Below are 24,693 nucleotides of genomic sequence, written 5' to 3' on the forward strand. Positions count from 1 at the left end.
CGACTCCCGGTGTCGAGGTGCGGCGAGCACGTCGAGACTACCGACCGCGGGTGACGGCGCGATGCTCACGGCGGGCCGCTCACGATGGGATGCTCACGTAGGGTTGCGCGCGTGAGCGACCACGCGACGGCACCGAGTGGCTACCACCTGCCCGACCGGCCCGCGCCCGTGCGGCCGAGGAGCGAGAGCCCCGCGATCGACGCGATCGGGCCGGGCTTCGTGCTCACGACGTCGACGGCCCCCATCGTGCACCTCAGCGGCGCCCGCGCCCGGCTGCTCGGCCTCTCGGCTACCGAGCAGCGACACGTCGTGCTGCTCACGCAAGGTGATGCGCGCCTGACGCCCGCCATGCACGACGCCCTCACGACGCTCGGTGGCGTCTGGGTCGTGCACACCGAGGCCGGGCTGCGCAACGCCGCGACGGGGCAGCGGCTCGCGCGCATCGAAGACGCCGTGCCCCGCGCCCGCGGCGGTGCCAGTCGCACTGGTGGCGCCGACGGCGATCGTGGCGCCGGGAGCCGGAACAGGAACGGGGAGGCCGAGCAACCGCGGCTCGCGAAGGAGCACGCGGCGATCGCCGTGGACCCCGGCGACGTACGCGAGGTGCTCGTCGTGAACGCAACCGTTCGGCACCGCAACGTCTCGGCGGCGCCTTTCGGAGCATCCCTCCGACACCTCGCGGAGGCGGTGCTCGGTGAGACGGCGCTCGACTGGGGCGTGCGCGAGCCGGTCGTCACGCCGTGGGACGGCGACGAGGTCGCCGAGTTCTTCCGGGCGCGGGCGCACCGAGGCCCGTCGGTCGTCATCGCGGGGAGCGGGGAGGACGGGCGGCTCGCCGTCGGTCAGGTGCGGATCCGCCCGCGCCGCGTCGGCGCTGAAGAGGCGTACTCGCTGCGCGTCGACCTCGGACCGGCCGGCGACGCCGCCACGACCGAACGCTGGCTCGCGGTCACGGAGGCGCTCACCGAGCTGCCCGAAATCGGGCTGCCGCTCTACACCTCCGCGACCGCCGACTACGGCGTCTCCGACCTATCGATCTGGCCGTGGCTGCGACCCCCGTCGATCCCCGTTTCGCTGCTCATCGGCGCGGCGGGCGTGGCCCGCTTCTCGATCGCTCGCCGCCGCGCAGCGCTCGAGGCGCACTTCGCCGTCGAGTTCGTCGGCAGCGGGCGGCGCCCATCGCTCGTGGCCGAGCTGGGGGAGCGACCGCACCCGGACAACGCGGACGAGCTCGCGGCGCTGCTCGGCGCCATCGGCGCGGACGCTGTGGCAGCCGGGCTCGGCGAGATGATGCCGGTCGTCATGTTCGGCACGGAATGGCGCGACGTCATCGCGGCGGCGGCGCTCAACCGGCTCGGGCCCGAGGTCATGGCCGACCTCGGGGGCGACGCTGACGAGGGCGGCGACGGTGATGGTGACAACGCCGGCGACGAGGCCGGTGACGACGCCGGTGACGAAACGGGCGTTGACACCGACGACACCGACGCATCCACCGAGCAGGCAGCAAGCGGACAGTCAGTAAGCGAGCAGGAGGCAAGCGATGCCCTATGAGGCGCTCATCGCGGCGGCCGAGCCGCTGATCCCGCGCATGGTGGAACGCGTGATCGAGCGGCGCGGCGGCGAACCGCTCATGGCGCAGCAGACCGACGGCGGCGGAGCCATGTCGATCTGCCGTCCGGACGGCGAACCCGTGGTCTCGATCTACGCGCCGTTCCGGGTCGACGTCATCGACGACCTCGTTCGCGTCTACCCGAGCGCCGCCGACGCGATCGACCTACCGGCGTTCGTGCACGAGGTGCTCATCGGCAACCGCGATCGCGGGCTCGGCGAAGAGCTCGCCACCGCGATCGCCCGCACGATCGGGGCGCGCCTCCTGCCGCTCGACGGCTCGCCCGACACCGATGTCCGCCCGCCGGCCGGTCCGGGCGCAGCGGAGCCCCTGCACGACACGCCAGGGACGACCCTCGAACGCGGGCGCGCACCGTGCTAGCATCGACTTTTGGCTTGCACGGGTTTCCGTGCGCTCGAACGGCGCGTCACGCGCAGGTGCCTAGAGCATCCTGCGCATCGCATGCTGCACCTCGCTGACACCTGCACCCGGCGCGCCGTGCCGAGTGCACTGCCCGTCTTCAGCGGTCCGTCGATTCTCGGTCGAATGCCGCCTGACGCCGCTGACCCGATCACCAGACATCCCGGAGGCCCGCCTTGAAGAGCGACATCCACCCCGAGTACCGCACCGTCGTGTTCAACGACCTCTCCTCGGGCGAGAAGTTCCTGACCCGTTCGACCGCCAAGATCACCGACAAGACCATCGAGTGGGAAGACGGCAACATGTACCCCGTCATCGACGTCGAGATCTCGAGCGCCTCGCACCCGTTCTACACGGGCAAGCAGCGCATCATGGACTCGGCCGGTCGCGTCGAGAAGTTCAAGAACCGCTACGCGAAGTTCGGCGGCAAGAAATAGTCGACCCGCGCGTCGCCGAAGCGGTGGCGCATCCCGCACCGATCCGTCTGCGATCGCCGGGATGCGCCACCGCTTTCGTCGTCCCCGGCCGTGCGCCGACGACGGCACGGCCGGCCGACGCCTGATGCGCAGCCTGCGGCCGACCGTTCAGGGGCGCCGCGGCCCGATCACCGGAGCGGCCACCCCCGCTGCGCCGTGAACGCCGGGTCGCGCTCGCGCCGCATGTAGGTTTCGAAGTCGTCGGCCTGCTCGTCGCACCACGCGATTTGTGCGCGGTGCAACTCCGCGAGCGAGCGCAACCCGACCTCGTCGGGGAACTTGGCGGCCATCGCCTGCGCGAGTCGCCCGGCGGCCACGGCATCGTCGCCGGCCGTATGGGCGTCGAGGAGCTCGACGCCGTAGGCGATGCAGGCGTCGCCGAGCGTGCGCTTCCCTCGGCGGTAGCGGTCGACGGCCTTGTCGATCACGAGCGGGTCGACGACCTGCTCGCCGAGCGAGATGGGCTCGACGCCGTGCCGCGCGCACTCGGCGGCGAAGAGGGTGAGGTCGTAGGGCGCGTTGTAGACGACGAGCGGTACCCCGTGCCGGCCGATCCAGTCGAGACCGGCGCGGATGGCGGCGATCACGAGCGGGGCGGGGGCTCCCTCCGCGCGAGCGACCTCGGTCGTGATGCCGTGCACGACGGCGGCCTGCTCCGGAATCTCGACGCCCGGATCGGCGAGCCAGTCGGTGCCGCGCTCCAGCTCTCCGTCGGCGTCGAGCAGACCGATGAAGGCCGTCACGATCCGCGACGTGGTCGGGTCGACGCCCGTGGTCTCGAGATCGAAGACGGCGACGCGCTCGGCCCAGGTCATGAGGGTTCCTCCGGTGCTCGGATCGGTCGGGACGAGCGGCCCAGCCGATCGCTCGTACACTCTTCCACGATGCGCATCCACAGTCCCACCGACGAGCGGCTCGCGCGGATGCGTGTCGCCGACGCCGCCGCGCAGGTCGCGGGCTCGAGAACACGATATTGGTCGTACGAGGCCGGTCCTGACGACGCGACGACGACGATCGTGCTCGTTCACGGATTCCGCGGCACGCACCACGGCCTTCTTCCGGTCGTGGCGCAGTTCGCGCCCGACTCTCCTCACGCGGCAGGCGATCGCAACCAGAGCATCCGCTTCATCGCCCCCGACCTGCCCGGCTTCGGCGAGAGCGATCCGCTTCCGGCTGGACACTCGCTCGACGACTACGCGGCCTGGCTCGCCGCGTTCCTCGAGCACGTCGATCCCGCGGGCAGCGCGGTGGTGCTCGGCCACTCGTTCGGCTCGCTCATCGTGGCGCGGGACGTCCGGATGCTCGCACCGAGGCGCATCCTGCTGGTCAATCCGATCGCGGCCCCGGCCCTTGAGGGCACCGCCGCGGTCGGCACTCGGCTCGCAATCCTCTACTACTGGCTCGGCGCCGCGCTCCCCGTCGGCCTCGGCAATGCACTGCTGCGCAACCGGCTCATCACGCGCGTCATGAGCGAGGTCATGGCGGTGACGCGTTCCCGCGCCCTGCGGGCCTGGATTCACCGCGAGCACGACCGCCACTTCTCAAGCTTCCACGACCGCGACACGCTGCTCGAGGCGTTCCGCGCGTCGGTGTCCGACTCGGTGCTCGCGCACGCCGCCCAACTGCCCGCCGGCACGTCGCTCATCGCCGGGGCGCGCGACGCGATCGCGCCGATCGAGGCGCAGCTTGCCCTGGCCGAGGCCGCCCCGCAGGCCAGTCTGCGCGTCATCGACGGGGTCGGCCACCTCGTGCACTACGAGACTCCCGCCGCCGCGGCGAGACTGATCCGCGCGGCGATCGACGAGTGGGGCGCTCACGCCAACAGCACCGCATCGACGGGGGAGTCGCCGCGATGAAGCTCGTCTTCGACTGCCGCTACGTGCGCACCGACCGCCACGACGGCATCTCGCGCTTCTCTGCCGAGCTCGTTCGCGCCGTCGCGAAGCGGCACCCCGTCACGATGCTCATCAGCGATCGGGCGCAGCTGGCGATGCTGCCCGACCTGCCGTGGGCGAAGGTCACGGCGCCGACGAGCATGCTCGAACCCCTCGTCGCGCTCCGCGTCAACGCCCTGCGACCCGACGTGGTGTTCTCGCCGATGCAGACGATGGGCCAGCTCGGGCGGCGCTACGGCCTGATCCTCACGATCCACGACCTCATCTACTACGAGAATCGCATGCCGCCGCGGCAGTTCTCGCCCGTGCTCCGCCTGCTGTGGCGGCTGTACCACCTGTCATTCTGGCCGCAGCGGCTGCTCCTGCGCGGCGCCGATCAGGTGGCGGCGGTCTCGGCGACGACGCGCGATCTCATGCGCCGGCACCGGTTGACGGATGCTCCCATCCCGATCGTCGGCAACGCCCCCGACGACGCCTTCCGCGCCGACGCGCCGCGCCAGGCGCCGTCGGAGCGGCCCAGCCTCGTCTACATGGGCGCGTTCCTGCCCTACAAGAACGTCGAGACGCTCGCCCGGGCGATGCACGAGCTGCGGGGCTGGACGCTGCACCTGTGCTCGCGCATCGACGACGACACGCGGGTCAGGCTGCTCGAACTGGCGCCAGCTGGGTCGATCGAGATGCACAACGGGGTCAGCGATGAGGAGTACCGCGAGTTGCTCGCGGGGGCGACGGCCCTCGCGACGGCGTCGCGAAACGAGGGCTTCGGGCTGCCGCTCATCGAGGCGATGGCGGCGGGCACGCCGGTGCTGTGCAGCGATCTGCCGATCTTCCGCGAGGTCGGGGGAGACGCGGCCGTCTACGCCGACCCGTCGTCGCCGTCGTCGTTCGCGTCGGGCGCCCTGGCGCTCGCCGAGCCGGGCGAGTGGGCCGCCCGCTCGGCGGCCTGCATCGCGCGTGCCGAAGCGTTCACCTGGGACGCCTCGGCCGAGGTGCTCCTCGCGGCGTGCCGTGAGGTCGCGGACGGCCACCCTCAGTAGTACGTGGGTGGGGGCGGCGTGCGTGCGCGCGCGCGTGCCTTTCTGAGTGCACCAACTGCGGCGAGAGCCCCTTTTCATCTCGAGCCACGTGCGACGTGTGCACTCAGAATGGCGAGGTGGGGTCAGGTCAGGCCGGGGCGGGGTCTTGCCGGGCCGGGGCGGGGTCTTGCCGGGCCGGGGCGGGGTCTTGCCGGGCCGGGGCGGGGGCTTGCCCGGGCCGGGCGAGGTCAGGCCGGGCCGGGGCGGGCACCCGGAGCCGCGCCGCGAGCGCCGCGAGCACCTCGCTCGTGCCGCCCTCGACGCGAAGCTCGGCCTCGTGATCGGCGGCCGTCGGGCCCCGGTTGATGATCGCAACGGGCTTGTCCGCCCGGCGCGCGCGGTGGATGAGACGACGGCCCGTGTTGACGACGAGGCTCGACCCGACCGACAGGAGCACGTCGGCGTCATCGACGAGCGCCTCGGCGGCCTCGCGGTTCTCTGGGCGCACGAACTCGCCGAAGAAGACCACGTCGGGCTTGAGCATCCCGCCACACACGAGGCACGCGGGAACGACCATCTCGTCGACGCGCGCGACCTCGGCGTCACCGTCTGGGTTCAATGGCACCTCGTCGAGGTCGGCCGGCAGCCACGGGTTGAGTTGCCGCAGGCGCGCGTCAAGCGACTCGCGGGTCTCGGGCGTGCCGCACCGCAGGCACGAGACCGTGCGCAGGTGCCCGTGCAGCTCGATGAGCCGCTTCGTGCCCGCCCGCTGGTGCAGCGAGTCGACGTTCTGCGTCGCCACCCCGGCGACGACCCCCGCCGCCTCAAGGCGCGCGAGCGCGACGTGCCCCGCGTTGGGCTGCACGTCGCGCATCCGCTTCCACCCCAGCGCCGAGCCGGCCCAGTACCGCTTGCGGTCGGCCTCGTCGCTCACGAATCGCTGCGCCGTCATTGGCGTGCGGCGCGGCTTCGATCCGTCGCCGCGGTAGTCGGGGATGCCGGAATCGGTCGAGAGGCCAGCACCGGTCAGCACGGCGACGCGTCGACCGTCGATGAGTCGCTCGAGGGCGTCGACGGCCCGCGCGACCGACTCGGGGGTGCGCGCAGCGCGCTCGCCGATCGACTCGGTCGGGGTGGTCACGTGGTGTCCTTTCGTGGCAGCGGCGGTGGGGCATCGTGGGTCGTGGCGGCCCGGGCCGGCCGCCGCGATGCGGCCGTTCCATGACGTTACGCGTCTCTGTCAACATTGTTCGGTGCGCGTCATTCCCATCAGCAACCTCGGAGCCGACGAGTTCGATGACGGCGAACGGCCCGCGTACCCCGGCCTCTCCGACTACGTCGGACTCACTGACGTCGCGCTGCGCCGCCGGCTCGAGCCCGAGGGCGGGCTCTATCTCGCCGAGTCGCCGAAGGTCATCGCGCGCGCGATCGCGGCCGGTCACCGGCCGCGATCCGTGCTGCTGCAGGAGCAGTGGCTCGACGGCCTCGCGCCGACGCTCGAAGCATTCCCGGACCTCCCCGTCTATGTGGGCTCGAGCGCCCTGCTCGAGCAGCTCACCGGTTTCCGCATGCATCGCGGCGCCCTCGCGAGCATGCACCGGCCCGAGCTTCCGGAGCCTGCCGACCTGCTGCGCGACGCGCGCACGGTGCTCGTGCTTGAAGACATCGTCGACCACACCAACGTGGGCGCCGCCTTTCGCGCCGCCGCCGGGCTCGGTGCCGACGCCGTGCTCGTGACCGAGCGGTGCGCCGACCCCCTCTACCGCCGCAGCGTGCGCGTGAGCATGGGGACGGTGCTCCAGGTGCCGTGGACGCGGTTGCCCCACTGGGACGCGTCGGCCGCCGTGCTGCGCGAGCACGGCTTCAGCATCGCCGCCCTCGCCCTCGACGATGGCGCCGTGAGCCTGCGCCACTACGCGGCCCACCGACCCGAGCGGGTCGCGCTTGTGCTCGGCACCGAAGGCGACGGCCTGTCGCGGCGAGCCCTGCATCACGCCGACGCGACCGTCATGATCCCCATGCGGCACGGCGTCGACTCGCTCAATGTCGCCGCCGCGAGCGCCGTCGCGCTCTACGCCCTGCAGGAGGGCGCGTGACGCCGCAGCGCCGGCCTCCCTCCGCAACCGGACCGGGACCGTCGCGCCGCATCGCACGCACGGCCGCGGCACTCGGGCTCACCACCCTGCTCGCGACCGTGCTCGCGGCGTGCTCCCCGCTCTCGAGCGAAGAGATCCCCGCCGAACCAACCGAGCCGTGGGTGTGCGACGGGGTGTCGCGGCAGACGATCGACCTCATCCTCGGCGAGGGCTACACCGTCACGCAGCTCGGCGAATGGACCGACCTGGAAGCCGACCCCTTCACGTGCGAGGTCAACGGCATCCACGGCCACGTCGTCGTCGACGTGACGCAGCGGCCGCACGCCACGGCCGCCGACGAGGGCGCGCAGCGACTCGAGGCGTGGCGCGGCGACGGCGGCGTGCAGCTCGAGAATCCGCTCGGGGTGACGGGGGAGGGCTACCTCATCGGCTCGCCCGGCGACCTCGTGACGGCGGGCTGGGTCTGCGCGCGTCGCACGGTCGAGGTGCGCCTCGACACCGTGTGGCTCGACGGCACGCGCGACCAGCAAGCCGATGCGTCCGCGCTGCTGCTGCAGCTACTGCCGTACGTGTGCGGCAATGAGATCGTTCCGGGGGTCGACTACGCGCCCGGCGATGACTGATCCGGCGACGACTGATCCAGCGGGAACTGATCCGGCGACGACAGCGGCGACGGGGATTGCGGTGCATTCGACCCGCCGCCCGTCTCGAGGGCGGAATCGCCCGGCACGGCGCCCGCGACCGTCTCGTCGAGCTCGCCCGGCCGGAATAGCGGCTCGGCGAAGGGCCGCTTCGCCGAGATGCGGTCGCCCGACGACTGGTGGCGGATGCGGCGAACGACCCACGGCACGAGGTGCTCGCGCGCCCACACGATGTCGCGCACGCGCGCATCACGCCACCGCGAGGGACGAACCGCTTCGGGAGCCATGGGCCGCAGCGAGTTGGGGACGGCGAGGGCGTCGAGCACCATGCGCGCGACCTCGTGGTGGCCGTACGGGTTCAGGTGCAGGCGGTCGTCGGTCCACATGGCCGGGCGCTGAATCGACCGCAGTGCCCATTGGTCGGCGACGATCGCATTGTGGTGGGCGGCGACGGCACGCAGGTTTTCGTTGTAGATCGCGATCCTGCCCCGCATGGATGCGAACACGGGCTGGAAGCGCGTGTCGACGCCGGTGAAAATCACCACGGTCGCGCCCGTCCGGCGCAACTGCTCGACGCCCCGCTCGAATCTGGCTGCGATCGCGTCGGGATCGGCGCCGGGCCGGATCATGTCATTCCCGCCCGCCGAGATGGTGATCAGGTCGGGCTGCAGCGCGATAGCGGGTTCCACCTGCTCGGCAAGGATCTGGTCGAGCAACCGGCCGCGGATCGCCAGATTCGCGTACGCGAAGCCTGGGGCGTCCTCCGCGAGCTCCTCGGCGACTCGATCAGCCCACCCGCGCACGCCGTTCGGCGAGGTCGGCTCCGGGTCGCCGACGCCCTCTGTGAACGAGTCGCCGAGGGCGACGAACCGGAGCCACGGATGCCGGACGTAGAGGCCTGGGGCTTCGATCCCCGGAAGCCGGTCGTCGTCGGTCTCGACGCCGTGCCGGCCCGCTGCCTCGAGGTCGCCCTCGTACCGCTCCGCGTCCGCCATGATTCTCCCGCCCTCGGGGGTACCCTCGGAGGCATGTCCGCCACGAGTCCCCGCACCATTCTGGACGACGACGTGCTCGCTGCCCTGCGCGACCGCGCAATCGCGGCCGACGACGACAACGCCTTCCCGCTCGGCGATCTCGAGGATCTGCGGGAGCTCGGGTACCTGCGGCTGCACGTTCCACGGCAATTCGGGGGTGGCGGGCTCACGCTCGAACAGCTCGTGCACGTGCAGAAGCGCCTCGCAACGGCGGCGCCCGCGACCGCCCTCGCGCTCGGCATGCATCAGGTCGTGACGGGCATCGCCCGCACGACGCACGAGCGCGGCGACGCGTCGATGGACTGGGTGCTGCGCGAGATCGTCGACGGTGAGGTCTATGCGCTCGGCATCTCAGAGGCCGGCAACGACGCGGTGCTCTTCGACTCGACCGTGCGAGCCGAGCCGGACGGCGATGGCGGCTACCGCCTGAGCGGCACCAAGATCTTCACCTCGCTCTCGCCCGTCTGGACGAGGCTGTGCGTCTTCGGGCGGGATGACAGCGACCCCGAGCATCCCCGCCTCGTGCACGGCGTCGTGCGACGCGACGACGCGGGCATCACGATCCACGACGACTGGGACACGCTCGGCATGCGCGCGACGCGCAGCTGCTCGACGACCTTCGACCACGTGCATGTCCCGGCTTCGCGCGTGTTGGCCACGCTTCCCGTGGGTCCGAACGCCGAGCCGTTCACGTTCGCCGTGTTCGCCAACTTCCTGCTGCTCATCGGCGCTGCCTACCTCGGCGTCTCCGAGCGCGCGCTGCGAATCGCGATCGACGCGGTCGAGCAGCGTACGAGCCTCGTCGCAGGCGGCGCACCGCTCAGCGACGACGAGCTCGTGCGCAGCGACGTCGCCGAGCTCGGCATTCCGCACCTGTCAGCGCTCGTGCAGCTCGAGGCGACCGCGCGCGACGTCGACGAGCAGGCCGCGCACGGCTCGGCCTGGTTTCCCCGCCTCACGGCCGCCAAGCTGCAGGCGACCACGGTCGCGCGCCGCAGCGTCGAGGGCGCTCTCGACCTGGTCGGCGGCGCGGGCTACCGCTCGAGCCACGAGCTGAGCCGACTCTCGCGCGACGTGCTCGCGAGCATCTTCCACCCATCGCAGCAGCGATCCGTGCGCCGCACCTTCGCCAACTGGCTGCTCGGGCCCGTCAACCGCCCCGACGCCCAACGGGCGGCCGATGACTGAACGGGACCCGCACGCGGTCGGCACCTACGCCGCCGAGCACCTCCCGCCAGCATTTCCGCAGCGTGCCCCGTGGGGCACGAGCGGCAAGCTGCGCGCGTGGCAGGCCGAGGCGCTCGAGGCCTACTTCGAACGCGAACCGCGCGACTTCCTCGCGGCCGCGACCCCCGGCGCCGGAAAGACGACCTTCGCGCTCCGCCTGGCCGTCGAGCTGCTCGCACGGGGAACCGTGCAGCGCGTGACGGTCGTAGCACCGACCGACCACCTCAAGACCCAGTGGGCGGCCGCCGCGGCGCGCGTGGGGATCCAGCTCAACCCGAAGTTCTCGAACACGGGCGGTGGCCAGGCGCGGGGCTACCACGGCGTCGCCGTCACGTACGCGCAGGTGGCGATCAAGCCGAAAGCGCATGCCTACCTCACGGCGGACCGGCCGACGCTCGTGATCCTCGACGAGGTGCACCACGGCGGCGACAACCTCAGCTGGGGCGATGCGATGCGGGAGGCGTTCGAGCACGCCGAGCGCCGGCTGCTGCTGACCGGGACGCCCTTCCGATCGGACACGGCACCGATCCCGTTCGTGACCTATCAACCCGACGACGAGGGCATCCGCACCTCGGTGACCGATTACAACTACGGCTACGGGCGCGCCCTGCATGACGGCGTCGTTCGGCCCGTGCTCTTCATGCAGTACGCGGGTAGCGTCCGCTGGCGCGACACAAGCGGCAACGAGATGGCGGCCGGGCTCGCCGACGACAACACGAAGGACATCTCGTCGCAGGCGTGGCGTACCGCCCTCGACCCGGAGGGCCAGTGGATGCCGCAGGTGCTCACCGCGGCCGACAAGCGCCTGACCGAGGTCCGCGCGGGGATTCCTGATGCCGGCGGTCTCGTCATCGCGACCGACCACTCGGCCGCCCGCGCCTACGCCGCTCTCCTCGAACGTCTGACGGGCGCACGGCCGGCGCTCATCCTCAGCGACGATCCCGCCGCATCCGACCGCATCTCGGCCTTCTCAGAGTCGGACGAACGCTGGATGGTCGCCGTGCGCATGGTGTCGGAGGGCGTTGACGTGCCACGCCTCGCGGTGGGCGTGTACGCGACGAACTCGTCGACTCCGCTGTTTTTCGCGCAGGCGATCGGCCGCTTCGTGCGGGCGCGGCGGCGAGGCGAGACCGCGACGATCTTTGTGCCCAGCGTTCCCAAGCTCACGGCGCTCGCGAACGCGCTCGAACTGGAGCGCGATCACGCCCTCGACCGGCGAACCGGCGAGGGTGACGCCGAGCCCGGCCTGGAGGATGCGCTGCTCGAGCAGGCGGAACAGGGCGACACGGCCAGCGACGAGCTCGAACGCTACAGCTTTCAGGCCCTCGCGTCGGAGGCCGTGTTCGAAAGGGTGCTCTACGACGGCGGCGACTTCGGGTACACGGCCGAGGTGGGCAGCGAGGAGGAGCTCGAGTTTCTCGGCCTGCCCGGCATCCTCGAACCCGACCAGGTGCGAAGCCTGCTGTCGCAGCGGCAGGCGAAGCAGGGCCGCATCCAAGAGGCACGCAGGTCCCGAGCCGGCGCCGCGACGGTCGGGGGGAGCGGGGGACCGGATGCGACCGAGCCGCCCGCACCGCTGCACCGAACGCTGGCCGAGCAACGCAAGCTGCTCAACAGCCTGGTCGGCGCCTACGCGCGGCAGTCGGGGGAGCCGCACGCCATGGTGCACGCCGAGCTGCGGCGCGCGTGCGGCGGACCCGCCGTCGGGCAAGCCACGGTGCACCAGCTCCAGCAGCGGATCGATCTGCTCAGACAGCGAATGCGAGGGTAGGCCCGCGCCCCGACGGGACAGGCCCTCGCCCCGGGCACCCGGGCGCGACCGGGCTCGGACTAGGCTCGGGGAGGATTGCAGGAGGAAGCCCGATGCCACAACACGTCTTGGTCACCGGTGCGGCCGGCTATATCGGCCGCCACGTCGTCAACGCACTGTCGGATCGGGGAGACCGTGTCACGGCTGTCGTCCGGCCGGGCAGCGCGGAGCGAGTGCCTGCCCCGAAGCGAGCCGGATCCGTCGAGGCCGTCGAGCTCGACGTGCTCGCCCCCGAGACCGATCTGGACGCGCTGCTTGAGGCCGCCGGCCCCGGCGATGGCGGCGCACCGGATGCGTTCATCCACCTCGCGTGGGAGAAGGGCTTCGCGCACGCCGCTCCAGAGCATTTGCTTCGCCTCAGCGACCACTACCGTGTGCTGCGCCACGCCGCCCAGGCGGGGGTCGGCCGCTTGGCCGTCCTGGGCTCCATGCACGAGGTCGGCTATCACGAGGGCGCGATCACGGCGGACACGCCCACGAATCCGCTCTCGCTGTACGGCATCGCCAAGGATGCGCTTCGTCGTTCCGTCTTCGCGTCCCTCGGCGAGCTCACCGAGCTGCTCTGGCTCCGCGCGTACTACATCTACGGCGACGACCGGAACAACCAGTCGATCTTCACGAAACTCCTCGAGGCGGCCGACGCGGGCAAGACGACGTTCCCATTCACGACGGGAACGCGAAAGTTCGATTTCATCCGTGTCGAAGAGCTCGGGCGGCAGATCGCGGTCGCCGCATCGCAGTCTGAGGTCACGGGCGTCATCAACGTGTCGACCGGCACGCCGGTGTCGCTGGGCGAGCAGGTCGAGGCCTTCATCGCCGAGCACGGGCTCGATATCGCGCTCGAGTACGGGGCATTCCCGGACCGCCCCTACGACTCGCCGGTCATCTACGGCGACGCGACCGAGATCACGCAGATCCTGGCCGCCGACGAGCGGGCCTCGAGGAACTGACGCGGCCGGCTGCCGCGGCGGGCCGTCGCGGCGGGGTGTCGCGACAGTCCATGGCCCCCGTGCCGCAGCGGGCCCGGTCACGAGAAACGGCCCCCTGTACGACCGATTCGGTCGTGCAGGGGGCCGTTCCGCAGTGCGTGCGCGAAGGGGGACTTGAACCCCCACGCCCTAATACGGGCACTAGCACCTCAAGCTAGCGCGTCTACCAATTCCGCCATCCGCGCGGGCGATACCGGTGCGCCTTGCGGCGCGCTGGCACGAGGAAGAACATTACCAGGTTTGACGACCGAGCAAAATCCCCACGCGCTCGGCGCGTCGGCACGCCGGGCCCCGGGCACCGAAGATCGGTGCTCGGAGACGCGGTCACGCAGTGGCATCCAACACTCCGAGGCACACGCCTCCGAGTACGGTTGTCGCCATGACCGACGGCGCAGTGACCCAGCAGACCGACCTGTCGAATGACCGGACCGTGCGGCTCACGCAGGAGCTCATTCGCATCGACACGACCAACTACGGCGAGGGCCGGTCAAAGGGGGAGGAGCCCGCCGCCGAGCTGCTCGCGGGTCGCCTCGAGGCCATGGGGCTCGACGTCATCCGGTACGACACCGAGCCGGGTCGGCGAAGCATCGTCACGCGGGTGCCGGGCCGGAACCGGGCGAAGCCAGCGCTCGTCGTCCACGGCCACACCGACGTGGTCCCGGCCGACCCTGCCGCGTGGAGCGTCGACCCGTTCGCGGGCGTCATCCGCGACGGGATGCTCTGGGGGCGTGGAGCGGTCGACATGAAGGACATGAACGCCATGATCGTCACGGCGCTCGAGGACCTGCACGCGGCCGGTCAGCAGCCGGAGCGCGAGCTCATCGTGGCGTTCTTCGCCGACGAGGAGAACGTCGGCGTGTATGGCGCGAGACCGATGGTTCGCGACCACCCCGAGTACTTCGCCGGCGCGACCGAGGCCATCAGCGAGGTTGGCGGCTATTCGATCACGGTCGCGAATCAGCGTGCCTACCTCGTCCAGACGGGGGAGAAGGCGATCGTTTGGATCAAGCTCCACGCCCGCAGCCGCGCCGCGCACGGCTCGCGGGTGATCGCTCCGCACGACAACGCCGTTGCCCGGCTCGCCGCGGCCGTCGCGCGCATCGCGCAGCAGGAGTGGCCGGTGCAGCTCAACCGCACGACGACCGCGATGGTCGAGGCGATCGCCGGTATCATGGGCGTCGACCCCGTCGAGACCGCTCCCGACGAGCTCGTGCTCGCGACCGGCAAGAGCGCCGGCTTCCTGACCGCGTCGCTGCGCACGACCTCGAACCCGACGATGCTGCAGGCCGGGTACAAGCACAACGTCATCCCCGAATCGGCCACGGTCGCCATCGACGTGCGGCCATTTCCGGGCGAAGAGCAGCAGACCCTCGACCGTCTTCGCGAACTGGCCGGGCCCGACATCGAGTTCGAGATCACCCAGCAGGACATCGGCACAGAAGCCGACCCGGCGAGCCCGATCGTTACCGCCGCCGCGGCATCGCTGCGCCGCTTCGACAGCGAGGCGCGGGTCGTGCCGTACTTCCTCTCGGGTGGCACCGACAACAAGTCGCTCGCGACGCTCGGCATCGCCGGCTTCGGTTTCGCGCCGCTCAAGCTTCCCCCGGAACTCGACTTCCCCGGCATGTTCCACGGCGTCGACGAACGGGTTCCGCTCGACGCGCTCGTGTTCGGCCGTGAGGTGCTGAAGGACTTCCTGCTCACGTACTGAGTCCGTTCTACTGACCTACGGAGGAGTCGCGCAGCAGCAGCGCCGTCGCGGCGCAGGGCGCCTCATCCGGCGTGCCGGCGATGCGAGTGACGCGGCGGCCGGTCTCGGCTCCTCGCCGGGCGCCATGTCCCGAATGGGTCCCAGTGCGCCGGGGCGTGGACCTCGGGCGTGCCGCCGCGGATGCGGACCCTCCAGCCGCTCGTATCGAGCGTGCGATGGTGATGCCAGCACAGCGCGACCCCGTTATCGGTGTGGGTTGCGCCGCCGGCCGCGTGCTCGTGGACGTGGTGAATCTCGCACCAGGTCGATGGCACGGTGCAGCCAGGGATGATGCAGCCTCCATCGCGATGGAGGATGGCGCGGCGCTGGTGCGCGTTGAAGACACGGTCGCTCGTGCCGAGAGCCAGGATCCGCCCGTTCCGATCTTGAAGAAGGCGCTGCGTGACCCCCGTGCAGGCGATGTGCCGGGCGACGCTGATTGAAACGGGTTCCTTCGTGCGGTCGATCGTGGCCCAGCCGCGGTTCGCGGCGAGGTCGTTCGCGTCGACGGTCACGAGCAGCGTGGGCGCGGAACCGCCGATGGCCGGTGTCTCATGGTGCCGAGCCGCCGTGGCGAGGATGCCCGCGAGCGCGTCATGCTGCTCTTGCGGCCTCGTTCGGTCGTCGACGCGGAACAGCTCGGGATGATCGGGATCCGGGCCGACAAGCCGATACTCGCCGCCGTCCTCGCCGACCCCTGCGACCTCGCTCGTGCCGTCGCCGCTCGTGTCCTCCACATCGCCATTCGTGTCGTCCGCGTTCGCGTCGTCACGCACCACACCGCGCCTCCTCGTGCCGTCGCTATTCGCGCCGTCGCGGCCTGCGCCGCGGTCGCGCTCGGCGCGCTCGGCAGCCTCAGGGTGAGCCGGCGCGCTCGGCGTCGGCACGAACCGGGGCCCCTTCCGCTTCGGGTTGAGGTGGGCATCGAGGAGAAGCTGAAGCTGGGCCGCGGTCTCCGGGAGGAGGTTGCCGCGCACGTGCACGAGCCCATCTCTCTCCCGACCAATCGTGAGACCGCGCTTGCGCATCGCGCGCGCTTCGCGCGGCTCGGCGCCGTCTTCGTCGAGGTACATCGCAATCAGCTTCGCGTGCCGCCGCACCCCGTCAGCCGACGTCGCGAGGGGCCCGATCGCGAAGGCGCCAAGCCGTCCGCCGTCACCACTGTCGTCACCACCATCGTCACCGCGCTCACCGGCCCCGAAGATGCCGCGGACGTGGGCGGCGAGTAGCGCATCGGCCTGGAGGCGCTCCTCGGCCGAGAGGCGCGGCTCGGCCTCGCGGATCGGCCGCACCGCGGCATCCATCCCATCGACGCCGACTTCACCCGCGATCATCGCCTCGCGGAGCGCGGGGAACCGCGCCGGCAGCACCTCGCCGGTCGTGATCGACACGTCACGCGTGATAGCCGACGCGGCCGCCTGATACCCCTTGGCCGTCTGCCGCGACACCCGGGTGCACCGTTGCACCAACTCGGTCACCGACGCGCACCCCGCTTGCGTGGAGGCGCGCTCGGCACGCACCGGCGATGAGGAGCGCTGCTCGACCTGCGCGACCGCCTCGACGACGACGGCTCCGGCCCGCCGGATCACCTCGCCCGCGATCGCGAGGGTCTCGAACAGCTCGTGATTCGTCGCCTCGCGCAACTCGTCGTCCGCGAGCGCGACCGCCACTCGCGCGAGCGACGCGCCGCATATGATTCGAAGCTCGTCTCCCACCGTCACCGCAATCACCCCCCCAGCACCGCAATTTTATCGAATATCTCTTCGAGATACAAGAGGGGATCAGGGCATGGCGCCGTCCATGTATGCGGCGTGATTCGCGAGCCGCCGGGACGCCGAGAACGACGGGGACGACCCCTGCCGGGATTCCACCGAGGTGCCGAGCGGTTCGCGCAACCACCCGCGGCGTTGCAAACGGCGGCACATCGTCGCTGGCGTACACTCGACCGGCTCGTGCGAACCCCGCACGAGGCACGCGACACCTCGAGCGCACGATTTCGGCGCGTACAGAGACGGAGACAGCATGGGTTGGTTCGAGGCCATCGTCCTCGGCATCGTCCAGGGCCTCACCGAGTTCCTGCCGATCTCGTCGTCAGCGCACATCCGCATCGTCGGCGAGTGGATCGGGGCACAAGACCCGGGCGCGACCTTCACCGCAATCACGCAGATCGGCACCGAAGCCGCCGTCGTGCTGTACTTCCGGCGCGACATCGTGCGGATCATCACGCGCTGGTTCCAATCGCTCCGCGGCACCGTCCCGCGCAGCGATCCCGATGCCCGCATGGGCTGGTTCATCATCATCGGAACCCTGCCGGTCGTCGTGCTCGGCGTGCTGCTGCAGTCGTTGATCCGAGACCAGTTCCGCTCGCTCTACATCGTCGCGACGACCCTCATCGTGTTCGGCGTCATCCTCGGCATCGCTGACGTGCTCGGCCGCAATACGAAGACGCTCGAGCGGCTCAACATTCGCGACGGCCTGGTCTATGGATTCGCGCAGGCCCTCTCGCTCATCCCGGGCGTCAGCCGCTCCGGTGGAACGATCACGGCCGGCCGCATCATGGGCTACGACCGCCCCGCCGCGGCCCGCTACGCCTTCCTCCTCGCGATCCCGGCCGTCTTCGGCTCGGGCCTCTACGAGCTCTTCAACGCGCTGCGCGACGACGGGACCACGTCGACCCCGTGGGCCGGCACCATCATCGCCACGCTCATCTCGTTCGGCGTCGGCTACGCCGTCATCGCATGGCTCATGAAGTACATCCAGACCAGGTCGTTCATGCCCTTCGTGCTCTACCGCATCGGGCTCGGAACGCTCATCTTCATCCTCCTGTCGTTCGGGCTGATGGACCCGAACTCGGGCCCCGTGTAGCCGACCCGCGGAGCCGGCCACCTGGAAGCGACCCCGCGCAGCGGGCCACCCCGTGGAGCCGGCGGACGCAGTCGCATCGTCGCGGGCCACCGGGCGGATGCCGTGGCCGACGTCGTGCCATCGACGACGGCGATAGGGTGGTGCGGTGAAGTCCGTCCCCTCTTGGCCAGCTCCCGAGGTTCCCGAGGTCGCAGGTCCCGGTGTTCCCGTCTCGCTCTTCAACACGGCGACGGGGGTGGTCGAACCGGTCCACCCCGAGGAGGCCCGGCTTTATGTCTGCGGCATCACGCCGTACGACGCCACCCACCTGGGGCACGCGGCCACGTACGTCGCCTTCGACACGCTCGGTCGCGCGTGGCGCGACGCCGGCGTGCCGGTCTTGTACGCCCAGAACATCACCGACGTCGACGACCCGCTGCTCGAGCGGGCCGCCACGTCGGGTCGGGACTGGCGCGACATCGCGCAGGAGCAGACAGACCTGTTCCGCGAAGACATGCGAGCCCTCCGGATCGTGCCGCCGGACGTCTACGTGCGGGTGCAGGACGTCATCGACGAGACGGCGGATGCCGTGAGCCGGATGCTCGAGAACGGCACGGCGTATCGCGTCGCGATCGGGTCCGACGCCTCGCCCGCGCCCGTCGACCAGCACGCCGCCGATATCTACTTCGACGTGCGCGCCGCCGAGCGACTCACGCCCTGGACGCTTGGCGAGTCGTCGCGGTACAGCCCCGAACGCATGGCCGAATCGTTCCGCGAGTTCGGGGGAGACCCCGATCGCGACGGCAAGAGGGATCCGTACGATCCACTGCTGTGGCGCGCTGCCCGCGCGGGCGAGCCATCGTGGCCGACCCCGGTCGGCGCCGGGAGGCCCGGGTGGCACGTCGAGTGCGCGGTCATCGCGACCGGCACGCTCGGGGTCACCGTCACAGTGCAGGCCGGCGGGCGCGACTTGACGTTTCCGCACCACGAGCTCTCCGCAGCGCATGCGAGCGCGATGACCGGCGAACCCTTCGCGAAGCACTACGCCCACGCCGGTCTCGTGGCCTACCAGGGCACGAAGATGTCGAAGTCGCTCGGCAACCTCGTGCTCGTGTCGAAGCTCACGGCCGACGGACACGACCCGGCTGCGATCCGGCTCGCGATCCTGCGGCACCACTACCGCGACGATTGGGAGTGGAGCGACACCGGCCTCGCCGCGGCCGAGGAGCAACTGCGCCGCTGGCGGGCACACGCGAACGAGGTGAGGGACCGCGCGGCCGCCGACGGCACGGCCGCGAGCGCCGCTGAGAGCACGGCCGAGATCGATGGCATCGACCCGGTCGATTCACCGCGGGTGACCCAGATCCGCCGCGCGGTGGCGAACGACCTCAACACGCCCCTCGCGCTCGCGCACGTCGACGGCTGGGCGGCGTCAGGGGATCACGATCCCGCCGTCATCGACCTCGTCGACGCGCTGCTCGGCATCAGGCTGTAAGTCGCCGGGGCTACGTCTCGTCGCCGGGCGCCTCATCGCCGGATCGCTCGTCACGCGGTGCGTCGCCTCGCTCATCACCCGACGTATCGCCGCGCTGCGCGTCGCGCTCATCGGCGGACGCATCGCCGGGCTCAACCCCGGACCCGTCACCGGGCTCGGCCGTTGCGCCGCGAGCGGCGTCGTCGCCTGACTCGCCGCGGCCTGCGTCGCCCGTGCCGGTGCCGAGCTCACCGGCACGCCCGGCGCCGCCGGGCTTCGAGACCGGCCCGGTCCACGCTCCGGGACCGGCGCCCTGGCCGGGCTGGCCGCCGCGGGGACCTTCGCCCCGCCCGTCGCCCTGGCGCAGGAAGCGCTCGAACTCTTTCGCGATCGCCTCGCCCGACGCTTCGGGCGCCTCGACCATGTCGTGGGCTCGTTCGAGGTAGTCGACGTACTCGGCGATCTCGTTGTCGTCGCCCGTCGCGGCGTCGACCTCGTCCTCCCACCGCTCGGCACGCTCGATGAGCTGGGCGCGCGGAATCGTGACGTCGAGCAGCTCCTCGAGCTTGTCGACGACCGCCAACTGCGCCTTCGGCGAGGGAGGCTGGCTCGCGTAGTGCGGCACCGACGCCCATACCGAAACGGAGGGGATGCCGCGCTGAGCGGCAAAGTCGCCGAGCGCCCCGAGCACGCCCGTCGGCCCCTGGTACTCGCTGCGGCCGATGCCGAACTCGTCTCGGAACGGCTGATGCTCGCTCGAGACGAAGACGCCGATCGGGCGGGAGTGCGGCACGTCGGCGAGGAGCGCCCCGACGAGCAGGATTCGCGTGACGCCGTACTGCTCGCACAGCTCGAGCACCCGCTCCATGAATCCGCGCCACCGGAGGGTGGGCTCGTGGCCGAACAACACCAGAAGATTGGCACCGTTGGCGCCGGTGACGCGCAGCTCGGCGTCGCCCGCGAGGTTGCGTTCTCCGCCGGTTCCGGCGCCGCCGGCACGCTCGCCGCCACCATCGCGCCCGTCGTCGCGCCCGCTCTCACCCTCCTCGCGCTCGCCCGTGCTCGTGGCCTCGCGCTCGGCATCGAGCGAGAACAGGGGCACGTCGCCCGGTTCGTCAACGAGGTCGGAGTCGTCGACCTCGTCCAGACGAGCGGCCAGGTCATCAGGGTCCATGTCCGGGTCGAGCGGCTCCCCGTCGCCGCTCGGGCTCAGCAGCGTGACGTGCGGCCATACGATGCGGCGACGACCGGTCCGGGTGCGCACCGTGTGCGGCCGGTTGATCGAATAGTCGAAGAACGCTTCGTCGTCGATGACGGCGACCCTGTTGGTGAGGCCGAGCGACGCGGCGAGCGTCGTGACGGCCGAGCTCGCGGCCTCACCGGCGTCGTTCCTGCCCTTCATCGCGACCACGAGAATGCGGCCGTCGGAGAAGGGCCGCGCCGCGGCCTCACCGTTCGTGTCGTTCGTCTCGTCGTGCACGAAACCCCCGTCGTCACTCTGCCGTCGTCCCACCCCCGCGCGTGCTCAGCGAAGGGTTCCGCCCAACAATACGGCCAGACGACCCGGCTGCGCCGCGGTCGCCGACGCCCGCGCAGCGCCGACAGCGAACGCCCCCGCTGCCGCGCGCACGTAGACTTGCCCCTCGTGAGCGCACACCTGCCGACGGCCGTCCTGTGGGACATGGACGGAACGATCGTCGACACCGAACCGCTCTGGGTCGACGCGCAGCGTGCCCTGCTGGCGGAGTTCGGTCTTCCCCAGTTCGACGAAATCTCCGAGGAGGCGCTCGTCGGCGCCGGCATGCACGAGACCGCGATGCTGTTCCAGCGTGCCGGCGTGCCGCTTTCGGCGACGGAGATCGTCGAGTTCGTCGTCGAGGGAGTCGCTTCTCGGCTCCCGAACGAGCTCGACTGGCGCCCCGGCGCCGTCGAACTGCTCGCAGAGCTGCACGAGGTGGGCGTCCCGCTCGCGCTCGTGACGAACTCGCCGCGCGACATGGCGCTGCTCGTTGTCGAGGGGCTACCGGCCGGGACCTTCGCGACCATCGTCGGCGCCGACGACGTTACGCGCGGCAAGCCGCACCCGCAGCCGTACCTGCTCGGAGCGGAGCGACTCGGCGTCGCGCCGACGTCGGCATGCGTCGTCATCGAAGACTCGTCGCACGGCCTGCGCTCCGGCGCGGCCGCCGGCATGACCACCGTCGGCATCCCGCACGGCGCGCGGCTGACGAGCGCCGATGCCGACGTCCTCTTGCCGACACTCGCCGGCGTGCGCGCCAACGACCTGTTCGACCACGTCATGGCGGTGTCGGCATGAGCCTGCACGGCCCCTTCCGTGCGGGCGAGCGCGTGCAGCTGACCGGTCCGAAGGGACGTGTCTCGACGATCCACCTGCAGCCGGGCGAGGTGTACCACACGCATCGTGGCGCGGTGCCGCACGATGACGTCCTCGGCCTGGAGGACGGCTCGGTCGTGCACGGCAGCGACGGCAGCGAGTACCTGTGCCTGCGGCCGCTGCTCACCGATGTCGTGATGTCGATGCCGCGTGGCGCCGCCATCATCTATCCGAAGGATGCCGCGCAGATTCTCGCGAAGACCGACATCCGCCCGGGGGCGACGGTCATCGAGGCGGGCGTCGGCTCCGGCGCGCTGTCGCTGTGGCTTCTGCGCGCCCTCGCGGGCTCCGGTCGGCTCGTGTCGTTTGAACGGCGCGACGAGTTCGCCGACGTGGCCGCCGGAAACGTCGTGAGCGTCATGGGGGAGCGCCCCGCGAACTGGGACCTGCACATCGGCGACCTCATCGACGTGCTGCCGGATGCCGTGCCCGCCGGAACGGCCGACCGTTGCGTGCTCGACATGCTCGCCCCGTGGGAATGCGTCGACGTCGTCGCGGAGGCCCTGGCGCCGGGCGCCGTGCTGACCTGTTACGTCGCGACCGTCACGCAGCTGAGCCGGCTCGCGGAGGCGATTCGCGCGACGGGGCACTTCACCGACCCGACGTCGGACGAGACGATCGTCCGCGGTTGGCACGTCGAGGGCCTTGCGGTGCGGCCCGACCACCGCATGGTCGCGCACACCGCGTTCCTCCTCACCTGCCGCAGGCTCGCCCCCGGCGCGGTGCTGCCCGCCAAGAAGCAGCGGGCGTCGAAGACCGAGTACTCCGCCGAGGACGTAGAGCTGTGGACCCCGGGGGCTCTCGGCGACCGCGGCGTGAGCGACAAGGTGCTGCGCAAGCGCGCCAGGCGAGCCCAGCGCGGGGCCGAGTTCGCCCTGCAGGCCGGCCGCACCGACCGGACTCGCAACGGCGAGCATCCCGAGACGGACGAGCATCCCGAGACGGATGGACAGCGCGACACCGCCTCCGACACCGCGCAGCCCAGCTTCGATTCCGACGCCGACACCCGAGAGGACCGCGCATGAGTCGCACGCACCGCGCCGCGGGCGCGATCGCCCTCGCCACCGCCCTCGTAGCGGGGCTCACGGCCTGCACGCAGCTCGCCGAGAGCAGCGTCTCGCCGAGCGACTGCACGCCCATCGCCCCGACCGGCGGCGTTTCGAGCGCCGTGGCCACGACCGGCGCATTCGGCGGCGACGCCGACGCGACCTTCGCGACGCCGCTGCGGGCCGCATCTCTCGATGTCGCCATCAGCGGCAGCGGGGACGGCGCCCCGATCACGCAGCACGGCGTCTTCACGGCCTCGATGCGCCTCTTCGACGCCACGACCGGCGAGGCACTCGGCGGCTACGCGCCCCTCCGCACCGACCGGGACGGAGACGTCGCACCCGCCACGCTGGAATCGGTGACGGCGACGCTCCCAGGACTGGCCGCCGCGCTCGAGTGCGCGCAGGCGGGCGAACGCGTGGTCGCCGTCATGCCCGCCACCGACCTCTTCGGCGAGCGGGGGGCCAGCGGGCTCGACGATCCCTCGGCGACGATCGTTGCCGTGACCGATGTGCAACGCGTCTACGCGTCGAGCGCGTCCGGTGTCGTGCTGCCGCCGACCGACGGAATGCCGGCGGTCGTCGCCGCCCCGAGCGGTCGCCCGGGCGTCACCATGCCGCAGCAGCCCGCGCCGTCCGAGCAGCGCAGCGCCCTCCGGGTGCGCGGCTTCGGCGACGACATCGCCGCCGGCGACCAGCTCACGCTGCACGTCTCGGTGTTCTCGTGGACCTCGAAAACCGAGCTCGGCTCCTCGTGGGATCCATCGAACTCGGTGCTGCAACTCGTCGCCGAGCCGGAACCGAGCGACGACGGTCTGTTCGGCGCCACGTCGGCGCTCATCGCACAGCCCGTCGGCTCGCAGGTGATCGTCGTCGTGCCGCCGGAGCAGGCCGGCGATTTCGCCGGCCCCGTCCGCATCAACGAGGGGCAGGGCGCCATTGTGCTCGTCATTGACGTGCTCGCCGCCGACCCCGAGAACGCAGGAGCATAGATGCGCCGCAACGCAGGCATCGCCACCGTCACCGCCGCGCTCACCGCGCTGGCCCTCCTCGCCGGGTGCGCCGGCGAATCACCCGCTCCCGACCCCCTCACCCAGGTGCAGGTCTCGGGCGAGTACGGCGCCGAACCGCTCGTGACCATCGGAGACCTCTCCGGCCTCGGCGCCGAGTCGGCCAGGACCGTGCTCCTCGAGGGCGACGGGCCCGAGACGACAACCGACAGCCACATCAACGCCAGCATGGTGGTGTACGACGGCGCAACGAAGCAGCCGCAGGTGCCGTACCAACCGGTCGGGCAGATCTTCGAACCGGGCGACGAGGAGCTCCCCGCATACTTCTCCGACATCTTCGTGGGCGTCCCGGCCGGATCTCGCGTGCTCGTCATCGTGCCGGGCGATCTCATGGTCGAGCAGTCCGGCCAGACGGTCTCAGGCCAGGAGCTCCCCGAGAACACGGAGGCGTCGTCCCCAGCCGTGATCATCGCCGACATCGGTGTCGTACCGGGCCTCGCGGCCTGGGGCGAAGAGCAGGCGCCGGCGCAGGAGCTGGTCACCGTGACCGACGGCGACGACGGCGAGCCCCACCTCGAGATCGCGGCGGATGCCGAACCGCCCAGCGAGCTCGTCCTCGATGTCCGCAAACTGGGCGATGGCGACGTCGTCGCCGAGGGCGACAGCGTGCTGGTGCAGTACCGCGGCGTGCTCTTCGCGACGGGCGAAGAGTTCGACAGCACGTGGTCGAAGGGCGGCCAGCCGACGACCCTGACGACATCCGGTGTCATCCCCGGCTTCGGCCAGGCGATCGTCGGCCAGACGGTCGGCTCGCAGGTGGTCGCGATCATCCCGCCGGACCAGGCATACGGCGAGAGTGACAGCGGCCCCATTCCCGGTGGCTCGACGCTCGTCTTCGTCATCGACATCCTCGCCGTCGTCTAGGGTGCTCCACGGGGGCCGCTCGTGACGCAGTGACCGG

The 24,693-nt window shown here is 71.2% G+C and carries 22 protein-coding genes and 1 tRNA gene; 17 read left to right on the forward strand and 6 right to left on the reverse strand.

The genetic code is table 11. The annotated features are described in order from the left end of the window. Positions 1-111: 111 nt before the first annotated feature. The 3 genes from F8O04_RS08205 (at position 112) to F8O04_RS08215 (ending at position 2,466) form a co-directional block, all read left to right on the forward strand. Entirely contained in the window at positions 112-1,551 is a 1,440-nt protein-coding gene (locus F8O04_RS08205) for a DUF6177 family protein (protein ID WP_158028753.1), read from the forward strand. Then, entirely contained in the window at positions 1,541-1,990 is a 450-nt protein-coding gene (locus tag F8O04_RS08210; RefSeq protein ID WP_158028754.1) for a hypothetical protein, read from the forward strand. The genes F8O04_RS08205 and F8O04_RS08210 overlap by 11 nt, the downstream gene beginning before the upstream one ends. A gap of 215 nt (positions 1,991-2,205) precedes the next feature. Next, positions 2,206-2,466 (forward strand): type B 50S ribosomal protein L31, encoded by a 261-nt coding sequence (locus tag F8O04_RS08215; RefSeq protein ID WP_158028755.1) that lies wholly within the window; start codon positions 2,206-2,208, stop codon positions 2,464-2,466. 167 nt (positions 2,467-2,633) lie between these two features. On the opposite strand, the gene F8O04_RS08220 is transcribed toward F8O04_RS08215, so the two are convergent. Continuing rightward, positions 2,634-3,320, reverse strand: coding sequence for an exonuclease domain-containing protein (locus tag F8O04_RS08220; protein ID WP_158028756.1), 687 nt, complete (start codon positions 3,318-3,320; stop codon positions 2,634-2,636). Positions 3,321-3,389: 69 nt separating this feature from the next. On the opposite strand from F8O04_RS08220, the gene F8O04_RS08225 reads away from it, so the two are divergent. Next, a complete protein-coding gene (locus F8O04_RS08225) occupies positions 3,390-4,361 on the forward strand; it encodes an alpha/beta fold hydrolase (protein ID WP_158028757.1) in 972 nt (323 codons plus the stop codon). Continuing rightward, entirely contained in the window at positions 4,358-5,437 is a 1,080-nt protein-coding gene (locus F8O04_RS08230; RefSeq protein WP_158028758.1) for a glycosyltransferase family 4 protein, read from the forward strand. The genes F8O04_RS08225 and F8O04_RS08230 overlap by 4 nt, the downstream gene beginning before the upstream one ends. Before the next feature lie 127 nt (positions 5,438-5,564). Here F8O04_RS08230 and F8O04_RS08235 read toward each other — a convergent pair whose 3' ends face one another. Next, a complete protein-coding gene (locus F8O04_RS08235; RefSeq protein WP_225734919.1) occupies positions 5,565-6,557 on the reverse strand; it encodes a Sir2 family NAD-dependent protein deacetylase in 993 nt (330 codons plus the stop codon). A gap of 121 nt (positions 6,558-6,678) precedes the next feature. Between F8O04_RS08235 and F8O04_RS08240 the strand changes: the two genes are divergently transcribed. Together F8O04_RS08240 and F8O04_RS08245 are read left to right on the forward strand one after the other, a co-directional pair. Beyond that, a complete protein-coding gene (locus tag F8O04_RS08240) occupies positions 6,679-7,512 on the forward strand; it encodes a TrmH family RNA methyltransferase (RefSeq protein ID WP_225734994.1) in 834 nt (277 codons plus the stop codon). Continuing rightward, positions 7,509-8,135, forward strand: a complete 627-nt coding sequence (locus F8O04_RS08245) for a hypothetical protein (RefSeq protein WP_158028759.1) — start codon at positions 7,509-7,511, stop codon at positions 8,133-8,135. Before F8O04_RS08240 ends, F8O04_RS08245 begins: the two co-directional genes overlap by 4 nt. Here the strand turns inward: F8O04_RS08245 and F8O04_RS08250 are convergent. Further along, positions 8,114-9,148 carry an SGNH/GDSL hydrolase family protein gene (locus tag F8O04_RS08250; protein WP_158028760.1) on the reverse strand — a complete coding sequence of 345 codons (1,035 nt, stop codon included), beginning with the start codon at positions 9,146-9,148 and terminating at the stop codon, positions 8,114-8,116. The two genes, F8O04_RS08245 and F8O04_RS08250, sit on opposite strands and share 22 nt — an antisense overlap. A gap of 33 nt (positions 9,149-9,181) precedes the next feature. Between F8O04_RS08250 and F8O04_RS08255 the strand changes: the two genes are divergently transcribed. The 3 genes from F8O04_RS08255 to F8O04_RS08265 all read left to right on the forward strand — a co-directional run bounded on the left by F8O04_RS08255 (position 9,182) and on the right by F8O04_RS08265 (position 13,174). Continuing rightward, positions 9,182-10,375: an acyl-CoA dehydrogenase family protein gene (locus F8O04_RS08255; protein WP_158028761.1), complete on the forward strand. Its 1,194-nt coding sequence runs from the start codon at positions 9,182-9,184 to the stop codon at positions 10,373-10,375. Further along, a complete protein-coding gene (locus tag F8O04_RS08260) occupies positions 10,368-12,185 on the forward strand; it encodes a DEAD/DEAH box helicase (protein ID WP_158028762.1) in 1,818 nt (605 codons plus the stop codon). Before F8O04_RS08255 ends, F8O04_RS08260 begins: the two co-directional genes overlap by 8 nt. Positions 12,186-12,277: 92 nt before the next feature. Then, positions 12,278-13,174: an NAD-dependent epimerase/dehydratase family protein gene (locus F8O04_RS08265; protein ID WP_158028763.1), complete on the forward strand. Its 897-nt coding sequence runs from the start codon at positions 12,278-12,280 to the stop codon at positions 13,172-13,174. A 138-nt stretch (positions 13,175-13,312) separates the two neighbouring features. Here F8O04_RS08265 and F8O04_RS08270 read toward each other — a convergent pair. Further along, positions 13,313-13,398 (reverse strand) — tRNA-Leu (locus F8O04_RS08270). Between the two features lie 194 nt (positions 13,399-13,592). On the opposite strand from F8O04_RS08270, the gene F8O04_RS08275 reads away from it, so the two are divergent. Further along, the gene (locus tag F8O04_RS08275; protein WP_158028764.1) at positions 13,593-14,924 is read left to right on the forward strand and encodes a M20/M25/M40 family metallo-hydrolase; all 1,332 of its coding nucleotides are present in this window, start codon (positions 13,593-13,595) and stop codon (positions 14,922-14,924) included. A 62-nt stretch (positions 14,925-14,986) separates the two neighbouring features. Here the strand turns inward: F8O04_RS08275 and F8O04_RS08280 are convergent, their stop codons facing one another. Beyond that, entirely contained in the window at positions 14,987-16,684 is a 1,698-nt protein-coding gene (locus tag F8O04_RS08280) for an HNH endonuclease signature motif containing protein (protein WP_188726205.1), read from the reverse strand. A 301-nt stretch (positions 16,685-16,985) separates the two neighbouring features. Here F8O04_RS08280 and F8O04_RS08290 point away from each other — a divergent pair, with 301 nt between their 5' ends. Together F8O04_RS08290 and mshC are read left to right on the forward strand one after the other, a co-directional pair. Beyond that, positions 16,986-17,828 (forward strand): undecaprenyl-diphosphate phosphatase, encoded by an 843-nt coding sequence (locus tag F8O04_RS08290; RefSeq protein ID WP_158028767.1) that lies wholly within the window; start codon positions 16,986-16,988, stop codon positions 17,826-17,828. Positions 17,829-17,973: 145 nt separating this feature from the next. After that, the gene (mshC, locus tag F8O04_RS08295; protein WP_158028768.1) at positions 17,974-19,302 is read left to right on the forward strand and encodes a cysteine--1-D-myo-inosityl 2-amino-2-deoxy-alpha-D-glucopyranoside ligase; all 1,329 of its coding nucleotides are present in this window, start codon (positions 17,974-17,976) and stop codon (positions 19,300-19,302) included. A 10-nt stretch (positions 19,303-19,312) separates the two neighbouring features. On the opposite strand, the gene F8O04_RS08300 is transcribed toward mshC, so the two are convergent. Further along, positions 19,313-20,761, reverse strand: a complete 1,449-nt coding sequence (locus tag F8O04_RS08300) for a PAC2 family protein (RefSeq protein ID WP_158028769.1) — start codon at positions 20,759-20,761, stop codon at positions 19,313-19,315. A gap of 165 nt (positions 20,762-20,926) precedes the next feature. Here F8O04_RS08300 and F8O04_RS08305 point away from each other — a divergent pair, with 165 nt between their 5' ends. Genes F8O04_RS08305 through F8O04_RS08320 form a run of 4 tightly spaced genes read left to right on the forward strand, consistent with a single transcriptional unit; the run spans position 20,927 to position 24,656 of the window. After that, a complete protein-coding gene (locus F8O04_RS08305; protein WP_158028770.1) occupies positions 20,927-21,598 on the forward strand; it encodes an HAD family hydrolase in 672 nt (223 codons plus the stop codon). After that, complete coding sequence (locus F8O04_RS08310) at positions 21,595-22,701, forward strand: tRNA (adenine-N1)-methyltransferase (RefSeq protein WP_158028771.1); 1,107 nt, start codon at positions 21,595-21,597, stop codon at positions 22,699-22,701. Before F8O04_RS08305 ends, F8O04_RS08310 begins: the two co-directional genes overlap by 4 nt. Then, on the forward strand, positions 22,698-23,714 hold the full coding sequence (locus F8O04_RS08315; protein ID WP_158028772.1) for a hypothetical protein: 1,017 nt from the start codon (positions 22,698-22,700) through the stop codon (positions 23,712-23,714). The genes F8O04_RS08310 and F8O04_RS08315 overlap by 4 nt, the downstream gene beginning before the upstream one ends. After that, entirely contained in the window at positions 23,715-24,656 is a 942-nt protein-coding gene (locus tag F8O04_RS08320) for an FKBP-type peptidyl-prolyl cis-trans isomerase (RefSeq protein WP_158028773.1), read from the forward strand. Positions 24,657-24,693 lie beyond the last annotated feature (37 nt).

Origin of the sequence: Pseudoclavibacter endophyticus (assembly GCF_008831085.1) — a bacterium.
GTDB lineage: Bacteria > Actinomycetota > Actinomycetes > Actinomycetales > Microbacteriaceae > Pseudoclavibacter > Pseudoclavibacter endophyticus.